This is a genomic window from Vibrio coralliilyticus, assembly GCF_024449095.1.
Lineage (GTDB): Bacteria > Pseudomonadota > Gammaproteobacteria > Enterobacterales > Vibrionaceae > Vibrio > Vibrio coralliilyticus_A.
In genome coordinates, this window is record NZ_CP024628.1 from 910247 (window position 1) to 926106 (window position 15860).

The following is a 15860-nucleotide window of genomic DNA, read 5'->3' on the forward strand; positions in this document are numbered from 1 at the left end:
GGTCATCGATAATGAAGATGTGCGTTCAGAATAGCTTGTAACTTGCCATTTTTTTTGATGACTTTCAGGCCTTTATTGAAAGTCATCAATCTCTGCCTACTTTCGGAACTTCGCTTAGGTAGCAATAGATGCAGAGTATTGATAAACAAAGGTGTAGGATGGTAAGCCAAACGTTTCCTTTCTGACTCTAGTCCTTCTTTCTTAAGAACGTAGTTAACGTATGCGATATAAAGCGGTGAAACATCAATAGTACCCGCGATTAATTTCTTGATATTTTTAGCTTCATCATCAACTCGCTCGACGGAAATTTTTCCACTTTGCTCGGCACTTTCAAATGGTTCACCATAATAGCCACCGACCAAAGCACTCACTTTTAAGCCTTTAAGGTCTTCTATACGATTCCAGTCGAATTCTAGCTCTTCTTTGTAAAAGAAGTGTGCGTTTATCTTATAGACAACATCACTGACCAAGAAAAGTTCGTGATACTGTTTATTTAACTCCCATAACGCCGTGGCATCAGCCTTCCCTTGCGCCGCGAAATCAAAGGCATCTTTCCACGTTGGTAAGTACACATACTTTACTGCAACATTTTGAGTTCTAAATGCAGCTGTTACAATTTGAGCATTGATGCCATCACCAGGCAGCTGTTTAGAGTGATAGGGCGGATATTCCCCCCCAACAGCAATGGTGACTGTTTGCGAAGAAGCGGACAGAGGAATAAAAACAAGGCAGAAATAGGTAAACAATATACCCAAGCCCTTAGATAAAGGCTGAAGTTTATGGAGCATAGACTCTCCGCTAACGCTAAGCTAATCAATACAATCCCAATGAAGCGTCATCGAGTTGTATTTAAAAAGTCTAGCTTTGGCTTTTGAGTTGCGCGAACTTTTCTCAGTTATTCGAAACGATAAATAGGACTTCTACCCGTCTATTACACGCTTTTCCAGCATTGGTTTTGTTTGAGCAAGCTGGAACATATTCCCCATAGCCTCTTGTGTAGATAGAGTTCATCGCCACATTATGGCTGACCAGCTGTTGCTTCACGGCTTTGGCACGCTTCATAGAAAGTGAATCATTAAATGTTGGTGCACCAGTACTGTCAGCATGACCATCAATGACGATGTCGATGCCAGGTTGTGTTGCAAGATAGCGCCCCATCATATCCAGCCAGTACATTGAATCGGGCTTAACCATCGAAGACCCAGTGTTGAACTTGATGGTGTCGGTTAGCTTAACCATGACGTGATTGCCCGGTAGTACTTCGTAGTCAACACCATTCTTCAGCAAGAAGTTCTGCAGATCACTGTAGCTGGTCGTGCGCATTTGCCCCATTGGGCCTTTAACGCCTGACGAAGCCAGTTGAGGGGCATCCCCCCAATTAGGGTATCGAACCTCAAAATCTGTCTTTGGTGCGGTTTCGAGCATGTCTTCCGTTAGGTAACGCATTTCCTTTGACAGATTTCCACAACCTGTCAGAAGCAAGATCAGAGGCAAGGCAAGATATTTCATCGATCCACCATTCGTTCGTTTCCGTTTCGATACATCATTTATATCGGCAAATTTGGGAATACTTTAATGATAATTTAACCCTTTACTGTTCGCCTTCTGACCACTTAACGTTCTGAAATGATTTAATAAGCATTTCACTGCCAGAACTGTTTAGTTAAGGCCTGTGAAAGAGTAAAATCCAGCTATTACAACCTCGCTGAGCATCAAAATGGCCAGTGTCCACAAAGAGTATTATTATGAAAAAAATGATGACCTTATTTGCCATCGTGTTTGTCACTTTGTTGGCAGGCTGTAGCGACCGAGATGTGCCTCAGGAAGGTAAACAATTCCAAACACTCCCTACGGACTTGTCCACTTATCGTTTACCTCAGGTGACCGAAGTTTTCTCATTAAACTGCGGCCACTGTAAAAAAATGGAGTCAGTCCTTCCTCAGCTTGAAGAACTGACTCAACAAAACATTGGCAAGGTTCACGTTACTTTTAATGACAGTGCTAAAATCAGTGCCATGATTTATTACACTGCTGAGATGCAACTTGGGCAAAAGCCTGATCACTCCATGATGAACGAGCTATTTCAAGCCGCACAAATGGGTAACAACGCAACAATGGCAGAGAAAAAACAAGCGATTATTCAAGCGTTTCACTCACGAGGCTTGGTAAGCCCATATGAGCTAAAAGAAGAGAATCAAAACCAATTATTTAAAGCAATGCAGCTTGCTGAAAACCTCACAGAAAAAGGTCAGATAAACTCCGTACCGACCTTTATTATCAATGGTAAATACATGGTTCAGACATCAGGCCATAAAGATGTTCAAGACATCGCCAACACCATCAATTATCTTACTCAACAACCTTAAGTAAATACGGAAAAGACTCATGTCTAAAATTATTATTCCCATTGTCGTTCTGGTTCTAGCAGGCTTTATGATTTACCGCACTTTAGTAACAAGTAAAGCAGGTGAAGAAAACTTCGCAGCCGGGCAAGCCTTTCTTCTAGAAAACGCCAAGAAAGAAGGCGTAGTCACTACTGAGAGCGGGTTGCAGTACTTGGTGCTCAATAAAGGGACAGGCACTGTCCATCCAACCACTAAGAGTAAAGTTAAGGTGCATTATCACGGCACATTGATTGACGGTACTGTTTTTGATAGCTCAGTTGAGCGTGGTGAGCCGATTTCATTCGCTTTGAAACAAGTGATTAAAGGCTGGCAAGAAGGCCTGACTCATATGGTCGAAGGCGACAAGTTCCGCTTGTTTATTCCAAGTCCCTTAGCGTATGGCAAGAACGGTACCGGTCCTATTCCACCAGCATCAACTTTAATCTTTGATGTGGAACTTTTAGAAATCCAATAACAGCAAGGCCAATCATTCAATGATTGGCCTTTCTTTTATACAAGTTCCTTTGACTCTCGGCGCAAATGTTTCTTTAGATGACGCTGAATAAAGTTAACGTCTGCTTTATAAAAATCATGGATTGGAATATCTTCAATCAACATCCAGTAAAACGTTTGCTGTCTGCCTTTGTCGTGTGCGACTGGTACTGCTGCCTCATCAGCATGCAACACGACGTAGTAAATTCTCCCACCATATTCATTAATATCGCTATAAGTCGCTAAATGTGAGAGGCCACTTAGGTGAGTTTCTTCATAGAGCTCTCGGATAGCGGCATCTGTTCCTGGTTCGTTTTCATTGGCTTCACCTCCCGGAAATTCCATCACCATACCTTGCTCTGCACGGTAACGTTCTTGAATCAGAACTTTGCCGTTTCTGATAACAACGGCCATCGCTAAATGCTTCATTTGGGACTCCTTGGATTAAGCTGACTGTATCGGTACTTCCAACCCAGGCGTATTGTGTTTTTTAAATTAGAAATGCCTGCCACCGATACGGAATGTTAAGAACCCGCGCAGAGTAACTGAATATGCAATTAAGTTCTCTCACTGTGTTCAAAAATCTCAATGTAAAACAATAAAAAACGGCACCTTAAATGGTGCCGTTCTTGCTTTGCTACTTCTTTACTTATGCTTTTTCTGCACAAACTTTTTGCTGACATCGACCACTGCGACATCTTTAAAAAAGCTACGTCCAAGCAACAATGGAAACTTGAGGTGCGTTCTATCAGCAAGTGTGAACTCGGTTTTCTCCTTTAGATCTCCGATTTGAATCCAAGATTCAACGACAGCGCGACGTTCAGACTCTTCTGCACTCGACTGGCGAATTTTTACCCAGCGTTGGACAGGCAAAGCAATCTCTTTACTCTTGATACCATCATGCTCAATCTTGAACTTAACCCAATCTTTTCCATCACGTTCAAATTCAACGACATCCGTAGCACTGATCGAGGAGGTGGTTGCACCTGTGTCGATTCGTGCTTTAAAACTTTCTTCTAGCCCCGGAACATACACCCATTCTTGTTCACCCAGTATCAGCTTCCCATCAGCCGTCTTTCTTGCCTGTGGTTTTGGCTTAGGTTTCTCTTCCGGCTTTGTTTCCGGTTTTGTTTCTTTTTCTGGCTCTACTTTAGGCTCTTCAACTTGTGGTTTTTGCTCTGACTCTACCGGCTGTTGACCTGTTGTAGAACATGCCATCAAACCACCACTAAGCATAATCGGAATTAAAGCTTTCCACGGTTTGTTCATTCGATCACCTAACTAATAACAAGACACGACTGCTTTTAAAAGGCCCACATGATGTGAGCCTTAAAGCAAAATTTAAGACACTTTAACTATCGCATCGGCTACGTAAGGAATATCTTTTTCTGTTAGTCCTGCGATGTTAATTCGACCATCACCGACACCATAAATACCATACTCTTCACGGAGTTGCGTCATTTGGTCTTGAGTAAATCCTAGCACAGTAAACATGCCTTTGTGGCTTTCAATAAAATCGAACTGTGAAGTGTTATGGGTATTTCTCAGTTCGTTACACAAAGTTTGACGGAGGTTGAGCAAGCGCTGCTGCATTTCACTCAATTCTTGCTTCCAAGCATGTGTTAAGTTTTCATTTTGAAGAATAGTCTTAACCAACGCAGCACCGTGATCTGGTGGCATAGTGTAAGTCGCACGAGCCAACGTCAGTAACTTACCTTTTGCGTTATTGACATCTTGTACAGACTTACCAACGACAATGGCCGCACCTGTGCGTTCGCGATATAGGCCAAAGTTTTTTGAACACGACGTCGTTATCAGCATCTCTTCAACGTTATCAGCCATAAAGCGTAAGCCTTTGGCATCTTCTTCTAAACCATCGCCAAACCCTTGGTACGCGATATCCACAAACGGAATAAAACCATTCTTCTGAGAAAGTTCCGTAATGGCTTGCCATGCTGAGAAATCAATATCGGCGCCCGTTGGGTTATGGCAACACCCGTGAAGAAGTACCACATCTTTCGGCCCTGCCTGCGATAACTCTTCCAACATGCGACCTGTGTCGACTTGCTTAGTCTCTGGGCTGAAATAAGAGTAGTGTTTAACTTTTAACCCTGCAGCTTCCATGACTGGTCGATGGTTAACATAGCTTGGGTTCGAAATCCAAACCGTAGTTTCTGGCTGAGCAACTTTCATTAAGTCACCCAACATACGCAAAGCGCCACTTGCCCCCGGCGTCTGGATCGCTGCAACACGGTCCATTGCAGAGGTGCCCGATAGTAGTAAATCAACCATGCTCTGGTTGAACTCTTCACAGCCAGCTAACCCGACATAAGATTTCGTCTTTTGTGTTTCAACAACAATATCTTGCGCTTGCAAAATAGCTTTCATGACCGGGGTTTCACCGGCGCTATTTTTATAGACGCCAATACCCAAGTCCACTTTGTCAGGACGGGGATCGTTTCGGTATGCAACGGATAAAGAAAGGATAGGATCCAATGTAGGTGTTGGTAAATTAGAGAACATGAAAGTCATAACCCTTTGAAATTCAAGTAACGGTGTTCAACTTATCATTGAATCCTTTAATTCAGAAATAAAATTTTAGCGGCTAAGAGCAAAACAGGATAAAAACCTGCACCAGTTAACATAATTGCAACACAAAGTAGTAGTTCAGAATAAAACGCTATCGCTAAGGTTAGATTTTGAATCTGTGTATGATTTGATTGGAACTCCCCCTCCACTCCAGCTTGAGATCTTTTTTCTCTTGCTCAAATTTTCCGTCAATAAGTACATCGAGTAATTCAACCACCTCGCTTTGTTCTGACGTCAATTCTGCCAGTGTGTAGCCGGTCCACATCCAGATGTCTTTATCAGGGCACTCTTTACGCACACGCTTTACTAGCTTGAGGACATCCGCCACGTTTGCAGGATGAAGTGGATCTCCGCCAGACAAAGACAAACCACGTCGTTTTATACGGGTATCTTTTAAATCCAGAAGGATCTGGTCTTCTGCTGCTTGGGTAAACAACGCGCCAGAATCAAGTCGCTGCGTGGATTGATTGTAACAGCCACGGCATTGATGCACACACCCCGAGACAAACAGAGTACAGCGAGTACCAGGTCCGTTCACAACATCAACTGGATAATATTGGTGATAATTCATGATGCCATTCGACTCCATACAATCTCAGTACTGGCATTGAGAAAAGGACGAAGGTTTCGCCCTATTCACTAACCAAAAATGTTACAGATGTTTCACCCGGCGTTTGACTTCTTCTTGTTTACCGAAATTAAACGGCCTTGCATCGGGGCTTCCCAAATATCCGCAAACACGTCGGGTTACCGAAACTTTAGTCGAGTCATGATTCCCGCAGCTTGGGCAAGTAAAGCCCTTACTGGTGCAGTCGAATTCTCCGTTATAACCACATTCATAACATTCATCGATGGGCGTATTGGTTCCATAGTAAGGAACGCGGCTATAGCTATAGTCCCACACATTTTCTAACGCTTCGATATTGCGCTGCATGTTCGGAAACTCACCGTAGCAAATGAATCCACCGCTTGAGATCTCAGGGTAAGGCATTTCAAAGTCGATCTTGTCATATGGGTTAACCTTTTTCTCAACATCTAAATGGAAGCTGTTGGTGTAGTACCCTTTTTCAGTGACTCCCTCAAGCACACCAAATTCCTTGGTATCGATACGGCAGAATCGGCTGCACAGATTCTCACTTGGCGTGCCGTATAAGCTATAGCCATAACCCGACTCTTCAGCCCACTGATTCACTGTTGTTTTTAGGTGCTTAATAATATTCAGTGCTTTTTCACGTAGCTCTGAGCTATCGTACACGTGTTCATTATTGCCATAGAGTGCGTTGATGGTTTCATGGATACCAATATAACCAAGAGAAATAGATGCTCGACCATGCTTAAAAATGTTGGCGATAGGTTCATCAGCTTTAAGTCGAACTCCGCATGCTCCTTCCATGTATAGAATAGGCGCCACACGCGCTTTGACATTTTCGAGTCTTGAGATACGAGTCTCAAGCGCTCGACGTGACAGCACCAGTTTTTCATTCAAGATCTCATAGAACTTCGCTTCGCAGCCTTCAGATTGAATGGCAATTCGCGGTAAGTTCAAGCTAACCACACCTAAATTATTGCGCCCTTCATGGATGAGTTCTCCCTCTTCTCGGTAGGTACCCAAAAAGCTACGACAACCCATTGGCGTCTTAAATGAACCCGTGACTTCTACCACTTTTTCGTAATTAAGAATATCTGGATACATGCGCTTTGAAGCACATTCTAGTGCGAGTTTCTTAATATCGTAGTTAGGATCAGCCTCTTTGTGGTTAAGTCCGTCTTTGATGCCAAAAACCAGTTTAGGGAACACCGCAGTTTTCCGGTTTTTACCTAAACCAGCAATACGATTTTTCAAGATAGACTGCTGAATTAAGCGTGAAGCCCAACTAGTGCCAAGCCCAAAGCCGAAAGTGACAAAGGGAGTTTGCCCATTTGCGGTGTGAAGCGTGTTGACTTCATATTCTAAAGACTGAAAAGCGTCATAACACTCTTTTTCCGTTCGAGCACGTGCAAATGCCTCCGGTTCGTGAATGTCCCAATCTTTAGCTATCTCAAGGTGTTTAGCGTAACTTGCCATCACGTAAGGTTCTAAGACTTCGTCAATCCGATTGATTGTCGTTCCGCCATAGATATGGCTGGCCACTTGAGCAATGATTTGTGCGGTGACTGCGGTCGCTGTCGAAATAGATTTTGGCGTATCTATTTCGGCATTCCCCATTTTAAAACCATGTGTCAACATGCCTTTTAGGTCGATCAACATACAGTTAAACATAGGGAAGAACGGTGCGTAATCTAAATCATGGTAGTGAATATCGCCTTGTTCATGGGCTTGAACAATATCGCGAGGCAGAATGTGAGTTTTAGCATAATGCTTAGCAACAATACCCGCTAATAAATCACGTTGAGTTGGAATTACCTTGCCATCTTTATTTGCGTTCTCGTTAATAAGATCGACATTACTTTCCTCAATAAGGCCTTCAATTTCCCGTGTTAATGTACTCTGCTTTTCTCGCGCTATGTCACGGTCATGTCGATATTCAATATATGACCGCGCCAGTGATTTGTAAGGACCTTGCATCAACTCGTTTTCTACTAAGGTTTGAATCTCAGTAATATGAACTTCATCGTGATCTCTTAGCTTCAGCTCCACCGCTAACGCGACATTTAACGCGTAAATAGCGATCTCTTTATCGACATGCTCTGCCGCTGCTTCAACAGCAGCTTGAATGCGATCCCTGCTAAACGGAGCTCTAGAGCCGTCACGTTTGATTACGATTGGTTTCACCTTCTCTCCTTACCCTTTAAATACTCACAGAGTTATCCACAAATACACTATATAGGGTTAATTTTTACTCTACCAACACAATATATTGTGGTGTATTTAACGAGATGAGCTCATGGTATGTATTGATTTCGATCAATAAAATTGGGCCCTAGATTAAGATCAAATCGATCTTAGTGGCAGTGATCTCAGCTTGAAAGAAATGTATGAAAAAAGTGATTTTCACTCGATTTTCACTTGCTTTTTCTTGAGTGCTTATAGAATAAAGGCTGTCAATAAACACAAATTATATAGAGTATGACAAACACTAAACTTATATCGATTCTGGCGCTTCTGTTGATAACTGTTTCAACATCGTCTTTTGCAGAAACTTATCTTTCTATCACTGCATAGAATCTGGAATGGCTGATCATTCAATCTTCAAATCAATTTATTCCGCCACTACCAACCAGTGAAGATTTTACGGTACTTGCATAGCCCTTTTCGACTTCATTCGCGTTGAATGGCCATGTTATTAATAGGTACTCGGATGTGTTTTGCCATCAGTGAACCCGTCATCATTGCGATAATGAAGATGAACATATCGAGGTTACCAAATGATAGGCTTGTGATAGCAGGTCCAGGGCAGATGCCTGCGAGTCCCCAGCCGGTACCAAATAGTATTGAGCCCGAGACTAATCTTCTATCAACCTTCTGGCTCCTTACTAAACAGAACGGCTCCCCCAGCAACGCATGTCTCCGAGGCTTGATTATAAAATGGTAAATAGGGGTAAATACGACTAGCGCACCTCCCATTACAAACGCTAAGCTGGGATCCCAATCCCCCATGACATTTAAAAAACCAATAACACTTTCTGGATTAGTCATCCCAGACAACGCCATGCCAATACCAAACATTATCCCACTGGCGAGTGCAACGAATTGTTCTGATATTTGTGCTGGCATTTGAAACTTAAGCTGTGACATGTTATCCCACTTTAGCGAACATAAACCGTCACAGCCGCAGTGAACATAAAGATCAGCGTGGCCACAACGGAGCGTAGAGAAAATCGGCCGATACCACAGATACCATGACCACTGGTACATCCATTACCAATACGCGTACCTAAGCCAACAAGCAAACCTGCTACGACCAAATGAGGCGTTGATATAGAGTCGGGGCTAGGTACTTGTATCTCTGAAAAACTCACACTGAGTGCACCTCCACTTACCATTCCTGACAAAAACAAGATACGCCACAAAAAGTCATGCCGATTAGGCGTAAAAACGCCATTTACAATCCCACTTATTCCTGCGGTCTTAGCGTTAAATAACAATAAAATAGCAGCTGACAGGCCAAGAAGAGTACCACCTATTAAAGAATGCCATGGAAAGGTTCCACTCATCATGACCTCCTACAAAACACATCGTGAAAAGATTCAATTAACGTTTCAATTCTAGGGTCCGCTAAAGAATAAAAAACTTGCTGCGAGACTTTGCGGGCCTGAATCATCTTGTGATTACGCAATATCGTAAGATGCTGAGAAAACGCAGATTGGCTAAGTAAAGCGTTCTTCTGTAGCTCTCCTGCCCCCATTTCGCCCTGCGTCAGTTGGCACAAAATCATCAAACGAACAGGGTGAGCCATAACCTTCAGCATATCTGAAGCCTCAGTCGCCCTTTCCCTCATTTCTGGAATATCAATCGTGTTTGAACCCATAACTGATAAATTAGTATTTACTAAATTAATGAAAATTATCACTCACCCACAAATATTAGTCAATACTAATTTAGATATCATTGTTACACCAACCACTTTGCCTAACAATTTAGGCCATCACGTTAGTCCGTAAGACAAAAAGCCCACCAGTGCTACATTACACTATCAACAATTCAATCAACTGTTATAGAACTTAAATATTTCTTTCACAATTCCTCCGTAGTATCAGCGCGTTAAATCATGGAGGAACCATTTTGTTTACTGTTCATAAATTGACTACTTTGGCTGCTTGTACTGCTATTGCTCTAGCGGGTTGCACTTCTCTAGAAACAACTAAATTGACCGCAGAGTGCCAAGTTACCGCCAAGCCTGAGAGCTCAGAGTCTTCTATCACCGGGTTAACATTACTCGGGACCTATGTCGCCGATAGTGAGTTTGACACTTCGGCAGCAGAAATCGTTGCTTATGACGAATGTAGCGATCAATTGTTTGTGGTGAATGCCCAAGCCAAGCGAGTCGATGTCATGACTTTAGATGCACAAAATCGTCCTACTAAAGCTGCGCATATTGACTTATCCACCGCGGGTGAAATGGCCAACATCAAGATTGGCGCCGCCAATAGTGTTTCTGTTCACAATGGCTTAGTCGCAGTCGCCATTGAAAACCAAGTGAAGCAAGAAAATGGCTTGATTGCGTTGTACCATGCAGACACATTAGAACTGATTAAGACCTATCAAACCGGTGCACTGCCAGATATGGTGTCTTTTTCTAAAGATGGTCGTTACATAGCAACAGCTAACGAAGGCGAGCCAAATTCTGACTACAGCATCGACCCTGAAGGCAGTATCACATTAGTCGACCTCGCATCAGGTATTGAGCAAGCCGAAGTCAAACAGATCTCATTCAAAGCGTTCAACCAAGGCGAATCACGACATGATGAGCTAATGGAAACCATCAGAATATCAGCTCCAGGGGCGACCGTTGCACAAGATTTAGAGCCAGAATACCTGACTTTCGCAGATGACGGCTATTTGTACGTTGCGCTTCAGGAAAACAATGCGCTGGCTAAAATTGATATTCACAAGGCTTCCGTTGACTCTATCTACGGCTTAGGTGGGAAAAGCTGGGAAACAAAAGCTCTAGATGCTTCTAACAAAGATAAAAAGCTGGGCAACTTTAACTCTTACCCTCAACTTGAAGGGCTTTACATGCCAGATTCTATCGCTAGTTTTCAAGTAGAGGGAGAAACCTACATCGCAACAGCCAACGAAGGTGATGGTCGAGAGTATGGTTTTAAAACCACTCAAGCGGTCTGCGATAGCAAAGGTTTTGAATGGGACGAAGATGACTTCACGGACTCGAGCCAATACAGAACTGAAAAAGGCTTCTGTATCGTATACAGCGATGAGCTGCGTGGTAAAGACCTTAACGTCAACGCATCACATCCACTAAAAAGCCAACTCAGTGACAAAAACCAACTTGCCCGTCTGAAAGTTGTAAAGCCGAATGGCGATTTAGCACAAGATGATGTGGTTTATAGTTTTGGTAGCCGCTCTTTTTCACTGTGGAATGCAAACGGTGAACTCGTATTTGACAGTGGCGATGAGTTTGCTGATATCGTCAATACACTTGATCCACAACACCTGAACAGCAGCAACGACAGCAATGAAACAGCTGATGACCGCAGTGATGATAAAGGAGTTGAGCCAGAGGCCATTGAAGTTGCATCAATTAATGGTCGGCAGTATGCGTTTATCGGGTTGGAAAGACAAGGTGGCATTATGGTTTACGATGTGAGCACACCAACTTCACCGATGTTCATCAACTACATAAACAATCGCGACTTCTCCGAGCCAGTTTGTACTCAAGTTTCGGATGGCGAGTGTAGTAATGATACATATAACCCAGAAGCAGGTGATTTAGGTCCCGAATCGATTCGTTATTTTGCTCGACATGGTCAGCACCTCCTCGCAGTGGGTAACGAAGTCAGCGGAACTACATCGATTTACCGCATAGAACTTTAACTGCCTAGATCACATTGCTGGGCTCAGTTTCCCTCTGTAATGATCATTCTCTATATTGTAAAAAGCGCCTTATGGCGCTTTTTTGTTGAAGTTAGCGTACGATAAAATAAATATTTACCCTCTTTTTCCACACCTTTCTATTTTCAATACCCCCAAGCCACTAATAACAAATTTATAAAGTTATTTATTCTATAATGTTAAATAATTAGATAACAAAAGAGTAAATTAAGGACGAGCATATGTGTTTACTTATTTTGTTGATACATGAATCAAGATCTTGATGGACAAAAAATAGCCGTTGCATTTAATAACGCTTAGTTATATTTTGTTTCGAAAGATTAATATTTTATAAATTAAAATGAAATTTGTCAGTTGTCTGTTAACACTTCTTTCTTCTGCCGTTATAGCAAATCCACAACCTGATGATGAGAAACTCATTGCTTCTTTAATTGAACGCGGTGTTATTTGCGATAATCAAACCTATGAAGAAAAACAAGAATCTCTCCAGATTTATCTTGCTAATAGATTCGACAAAAAAAACAAAAACGATAAGAAAGATAATAACACCAATATAAAAAACAACCCGACTGAACAAAAGTGTATTTCAGCAATTAAGAAATAGCTCAGGCTGAAAGTCACTTAAAAGGAATCTTCCCATTGATTGGGATTTTGTTGTTCACGCAACGTTATAACCGCTTAATAAGTGGTATTTGGCAATCAAAATATAATAAGGAAATAATATGAGTCCTATGAGGAAAACACTGCTGGCAACAGCGGTGCTGACCCTTTTTAGTGTCAGTGGTCACGCCAAAACACCTATAGATTTAGGTGTGATGAACGAAGAAAAAATTATCGAGATGCTCGTTAGAAAAGGGGTTCTTGATAAAAATTCGTCGGTAGAAGAGCAAAAAAACGCCCTTGATAACTACTTAAACACAAAGCTTAATGGAGGCTTCAAAGGAGACGCTCAATTCGGCAAGAAAGCGCTGGAGCAGCGAGCTAAGATCCTAAAGTCTATCGAAGCAAAGAAAGGTCACCATAAAGCACATGTGTTTGCTTTTGATTTATCACAAAAGCGTACAGACAAAGTCCTTGCCCTACTCGTCGACTTCCCTGACTTACCTTGGGATGAAAACCGACTGACCTCCGAGCATACCGAGATGCTCTACGATAGTTACAAACCCGAACACTACCAGAACCTACTCTTCTCAGGTGCAGGCTATCTTGGCCCGAATGGAGAAAACCTCATCTCCATGCGTCAATATTACGAAAGTGAGTCAGGTGAAAGCTATAGCGTAGCTGGTCAAGCGGCTGGCTGGTACCGAGCGTCGAAGAACGCGTCTTTCTACGGGGGTAACTCTCCTACAACGGACAATGATCTCAATGCTCAAGAGTTAGTACGTGAAGCCTTAAACCAGTTAGCACAAGATCCAAGTATTAATCTGGCCGACTACGATATTGAAGATCGTTATGATTACGATGGTGACGGCAACTTCCGTGAGCCTGATGGCGTCATTGACCACCTGATGGTATTCCACTCTTCGGTGGGTGAGGAAGCCGGTGGTGGTGTCTTAGGTGATGATGCAATTTGGTCTCACCGCTATAATTTAGGTAAGTATCATGTGCTTGAAGGTACGTCTAGCACCGTCCCTGGGCGTTTCGACGGTAAATATGCCGCATTTGATTACACTATCCAACCTATTGATGCCGCAGCAGGTGTCTGTGCTCACGAATATGGGCACGATCTCGGCCTTCCAGATGAGTACGACACTCAGTACACAGGTAAAGGTGAACCCGTCTCTTACTGGTCTATCATGTCTTCAGGTAGCTGGGCAGGAAAAATTGGGGGCACACAACCAACCGCATTCAGCTCGTGGGCAAAACAATTTTTACAAGAATCCATTGGCGGTAAATGGATTGCTAACCAAACCATCTCTGCAGATGCTCTATCGAGCAAAGGTGAAGAGATTACGCTGTATCAGACGATCGACAATGACAAGCAAAACATGGTTCGCATTGACTTACCAGTCAAACGAACTGAAGGTCACAAACCGTTCGCGGGCAATTATAGCTTCCATTCAGGTAAAGGCGATGACCTAAAGAACAAGATGTCTCGTCAACTGACTCTACCAGAAGGCAACAGCGTCAAGCTGACGTTTAAAGCTTGGTATCAGATCGAAAAAGACTATGACTACGCTCGAGTGCTTATCAACGGTCAGCAGATCGAAGGTAACATAACAACCATGGATGACCCATACAACACAGGTCTTGTTCCAGCCATCGCTGGCGAATCTGACGGTTGGATTGATGCCGAGTTCGATCTATCTCAGTGGGCAGGTCAAACCATTGAACTGAGTTTCGATTATGTGACCGATGGCGGCTTAGCTATGGAAGGTCTTCACCTCGATAATATTTCCATTGTGGCTGACGGTAACACAACTCTGATCGATGATGCGGAAGATCAATCTAGTTTTACATTCGATGGTTATCGGTTAAATGATGGCTTCAATGAAGCTGCTCATTACTACTTACTGCAATGGCGTAGTCACAACGATGTCGATGAAGGTTTGAACAACATCAAACGCTTTGGCAAGCTGATGTCATTCGAGCCAGGGCTGATCGTTTGGTATGTAGATGAATCCATGACGGATAACTGGGTAGGTAAACACCCTGGTGAAGGTTGGCTAGGTGTTGTCGATGCTGATCAAAACGCCATGATTTGGGCAAATTCAGGAACAGCAGCGCAAACACGATACCAAGTTCGTGATGCAGCTTTCTCTTTAAATGACCAGAAACCAATGCGTCTGGAGAACAGCGACGGTGATGTACTTGAAGATGTGAGCCTGATTGGTAATGCCTATTTCGCTGACAACCAAGACTACTCAAACCCTCAAGCACCAGATGCAGGCCGACTTCTCACTGAACACGGTGTTCAAATTGAAGTGATCAACCAAGCTACAGACAACACTTACGGTGTAATCAAAGTATCGAAAGCAGAAGCGCCTAATCAGCCGCCGGTTGCTGCATTTACGCTGTCTATTGATGGTTTGAAGGTTACTGCAACCAACACGAGTTCAGACAGCGATGGCTCTATTGTCGCTTACGACTGGGATTTTGGTAACGGTGAGTCGAGCAATGAGAGTACTCCTACATGGACTTACCTCAATGACGGCAGTTATACAGTATCTTTAACAGTGACGGATGATCGTGGTGACCAGCACACAACGACAGAAACCATTACAGTAGAAGCTGACAACCTACTCCCAACCGCCAGTGCACGCTACATACACCTTGGTCGCTGGGTCACTATGTGGTCAACAAGCTCAGATCCAGATGGCCGCATCGTTGATACTGAATGGGTTCTACCAAACGGAAAAGTGAAACGTGGACGCATATTTACTTCTATCTTCCCGAGCTACGGTAAGCAAGAAGTCCGCTTGACCGTCATGGACAACAACGGTGATAAAGTCACTAAAATCATAACTGTCGATCTATAAGGTTTCCCCGTTCCTTAACTTCCTACTCCTCTTATTTGAGTGAGATTTGAGCGCAACTTAAGTTGCGCTCTTTTTTTATCCATTACAGTTTTTTTTATTTTTATCATTATAGTAATCACCTTTTATTCTACGCATTACAGCCAAGTCTATTTTTATCCCATGTTCGGCTAATGTTTTTTTAACCGAAACATTAATAATGTCAAATGATACACTCAGTTTATTTCTATAAATCGCCACTTCAAAAAATAGCCATAAAATTCGACTTCTAAATGTTTAAAAATCAAACGCATTGCTTATTAATTATTCCTAATCATTAAACACTCATTTATGGATAAAAATTTGATCTTGATTCAATCTCAATTCATTTATCAAATGAATACTTTGACTGTTCTATGTTATATATGC

At 42.7% G+C, this 15860-nt stretch carries 15 protein-coding genes; 5 read left to right on the forward strand and 10 right to left on the reverse strand.

Annotated features, from left to right (window positions below; translation table 11 throughout):
* Positions 1–2: 2 nt before the first annotated feature.
* Positions 3–788: a substrate-binding periplasmic protein gene (locus CTT30_RS19700; protein WP_252036741.1), complete on the reverse strand. Its 786-nt coding sequence runs from the start codon at positions 786–788 to the stop codon at positions 3–5.
* A gap of 103 nt (positions 789–891) precedes the next feature.
* Entirely contained in the window at positions 892–1509 is a 618-nt protein-coding gene (locus tag CTT30_RS19705; protein ID WP_239863971.1) for an OmpA family protein, read from the reverse strand.
* Between the two features lie 236 nt (positions 1510–1745).
* Here CTT30_RS19705 and CTT30_RS19710 point away from each other — a divergent pair, with 236 nt between their 5' ends.
* The gene (locus CTT30_RS19710) at positions 1746–2366 is read left to right on the forward strand and encodes a thiol:disulfide interchange protein DsbA/DsbL (protein ID WP_252036742.1); all 621 of its coding nucleotides are present in this window, start codon (positions 1746–1748) and stop codon (positions 2364–2366) included.
* Between the two features lie 19 nt (positions 2367–2385).
* Positions 2386–2859 (forward strand): FKBP-type peptidyl-prolyl cis-trans isomerase, encoded by a 474-nt coding sequence (locus tag CTT30_RS19715; protein WP_239863969.1) that lies wholly within the window; start codon positions 2386–2388, stop codon positions 2857–2859.
* 35 nt (positions 2860–2894) lie between these two features.
* On the opposite strand, the gene CTT30_RS19720 is transcribed toward CTT30_RS19715, so the two are convergent.
* The 8 genes from CTT30_RS19720 to CTT30_RS19755 form a co-directional block, all read right to left on the reverse strand.
* Positions 2895–3305 (reverse strand): NUDIX hydrolase, encoded by a 411-nt coding sequence (locus tag CTT30_RS19720; RefSeq protein ID WP_252036743.1) that lies wholly within the window; start codon positions 3303–3305, stop codon positions 2895–2897.
* A gap of 216 nt (positions 3306–3521) precedes the next feature.
* The gene (locus tag CTT30_RS19725; protein ID WP_252036744.1) at positions 3522–4145 is read right to left on the reverse strand and encodes an ATP-dependent zinc protease family protein; all 624 of its coding nucleotides are present in this window, start codon (positions 4143–4145) and stop codon (positions 3522–3524) included.
* 72 nt (positions 4146–4217) lie between these two features.
* Complete coding sequence (locus CTT30_RS19730; protein ID WP_252036745.1) at positions 4218–5399, reverse strand: amino acid aminotransferase; 1182 nt, start codon at positions 5397–5399, stop codon at positions 4218–4220.
* Positions 5400–5568: 169 nt separating this feature from the next.
* On the reverse strand, positions 5569–6036 hold the full coding sequence (gene nrdG / locus CTT30_RS19735; protein ID WP_239874574.1) for an anaerobic ribonucleoside-triphosphate reductase-activating protein: 468 nt from the start codon (positions 6034–6036) through the stop codon (positions 5569–5571).
* Between the two features lie 81 nt (positions 6037–6117).
* On the reverse strand, positions 6118–8238 hold the full coding sequence (gene nrdD, locus CTT30_RS19740) for an anaerobic ribonucleoside-triphosphate reductase (RefSeq protein ID WP_252036746.1): 2121 nt from the start codon (positions 8236–8238) through the stop codon (positions 6118–6120).
* Positions 8239–8724: 486 nt separating this feature from the next.
* Positions 8725–9201: a YeeE/YedE family protein gene (locus CTT30_RS19745; protein WP_252036747.1), complete on the reverse strand. Its 477-nt coding sequence runs from the start codon at positions 9199–9201 to the stop codon at positions 8725–8727.
* A gap of 11 nt (positions 9202–9212) precedes the next feature.
* Entirely contained in the window at positions 9213–9620 is a 408-nt protein-coding gene (locus CTT30_RS19750; protein WP_239875106.1) for a YeeE/YedE family protein, read from the reverse strand.
* Complete coding sequence (locus CTT30_RS19755; protein ID WP_252037607.1) at positions 9620–9934, reverse strand: ArsR/SmtB family transcription factor; 315 nt, start codon at positions 9932–9934, stop codon at positions 9620–9622. Before CTT30_RS19755 ends, CTT30_RS19750 begins: the two co-directional genes overlap by 1 nt.
* A 254-nt stretch (positions 9935–10188) precedes the next feature.
* Here CTT30_RS19755 and CTT30_RS19760 point away from each other — a divergent pair, with 254 nt between their 5' ends.
* The 3 genes from CTT30_RS19760 (at position 10189) to CTT30_RS19770 (ending at position 15455) form a co-directional block, all read left to right on the forward strand.
* A complete protein-coding gene (locus CTT30_RS19760; protein WP_370689719.1) occupies positions 10189–11958 on the forward strand; it encodes a choice-of-anchor I family protein in 1770 nt (589 codons plus the stop codon).
* A 358-nt stretch (positions 11959–12316) separates the two neighbouring features.
* Positions 12317–12580 carry a hypothetical protein gene (locus tag CTT30_RS19765; RefSeq protein WP_252036748.1) on the forward strand — a complete coding sequence of 88 codons (264 nt, stop codon included), beginning with the start codon at positions 12317–12319 and terminating at the stop codon, positions 12578–12580.
* 118 nt (positions 12581–12698) lie between these two features.
* Positions 12699–15455, forward strand: a complete 2757-nt coding sequence (locus CTT30_RS19770; RefSeq protein ID WP_252036749.1) for an immune inhibitor A domain-containing protein — start codon at positions 12699–12701, stop codon at positions 15453–15455.
* Positions 15456–15860 lie beyond the last annotated feature (405 nt).

What these genes read in the sequence shown, in the direction of transcription:
- CTT30_RS19700 (WP_252036741.1), bottom strand. Translation starts at nt 788, where the DNA reads ATGCTCCATAAACTTCAGCCTTTATCTAAGGGCTTGGGTATATTGTTT.
- CTT30_RS19705 (WP_239863971.1), bottom strand. Translation starts at nt 1,509, where the DNA reads ATGAAATATCTTGCCTTGCCTCTGATCTTGCTTCTGACAGGTTGTGGA.
- CTT30_RS19710 (WP_252036742.1), top strand. Translation starts at nt 1,746, where the DNA reads ATGAAAAAAATGATGACCTTATTTGCCATCGTGTTTGTCACTTTGTTG.
- CTT30_RS19715 (WP_239863969.1), top strand. Translation starts at nt 2,386, where the DNA reads ATGTCTAAAATTATTATTCCCATTGTCGTTCTGGTTCTAGCAGGCTTT.
- CTT30_RS19720 (WP_252036743.1), bottom strand. Translation starts at nt 3,305, where the DNA reads ATGAAGCATTTAGCGATGGCCGTTGTTATCAGAAACGGCAAAGTTCTG.
- CTT30_RS19725 (WP_252036744.1), bottom strand. Translation starts at nt 4,145, where the DNA reads ATGAACAAACCGTGGAAAGCTTTAATTCCGATTATGCTTAGTGGTGGT.
- CTT30_RS19730 (WP_252036745.1), bottom strand. Translation starts at nt 5,399, where the DNA reads ATGTTCTCTAATTTACCAACACCTACATTGGATCCTATCCTTTCTTTA.
- nrdG (WP_239874574.1), bottom strand. Translation starts at nt 6,036, where the DNA reads ATGAATTATCACCAATATTATCCAGTTGATGTTGTGAACGGACCTGGT.
- CTT30_RS19745 (WP_252036747.1), bottom strand. Translation starts at nt 9,201, where the DNA reads ATGTCACAGCTTAAGTTTCAAATGCCAGCACAAATATCAGAACAATTC.
- CTT30_RS19750 (WP_239875106.1), bottom strand. Translation starts at nt 9,620, where the DNA reads ATGAGTGGAACCTTTCCATGGCATTCTTTAATAGGTGGTACTCTTCTT.
- CTT30_RS19755 (WP_252037607.1), bottom strand. Translation starts at nt 9,934, where the DNA reads ATGGGTTCAAACACGATTGATATTCCAGAAATGAGGGAAAGGGCGACT.
- CTT30_RS19765 (WP_252036748.1), top strand. Translation starts at nt 12,317, where the DNA reads ATGAAATTTGTCAGTTGTCTGTTAACACTTCTTTCTTCTGCCGTTATA.
- CTT30_RS19770 (WP_252036749.1), top strand. Translation starts at nt 12,699, where the DNA reads ATGAGTCCTATGAGGAAAACACTGCTGGCAACAGCGGTGCTGACCCTT.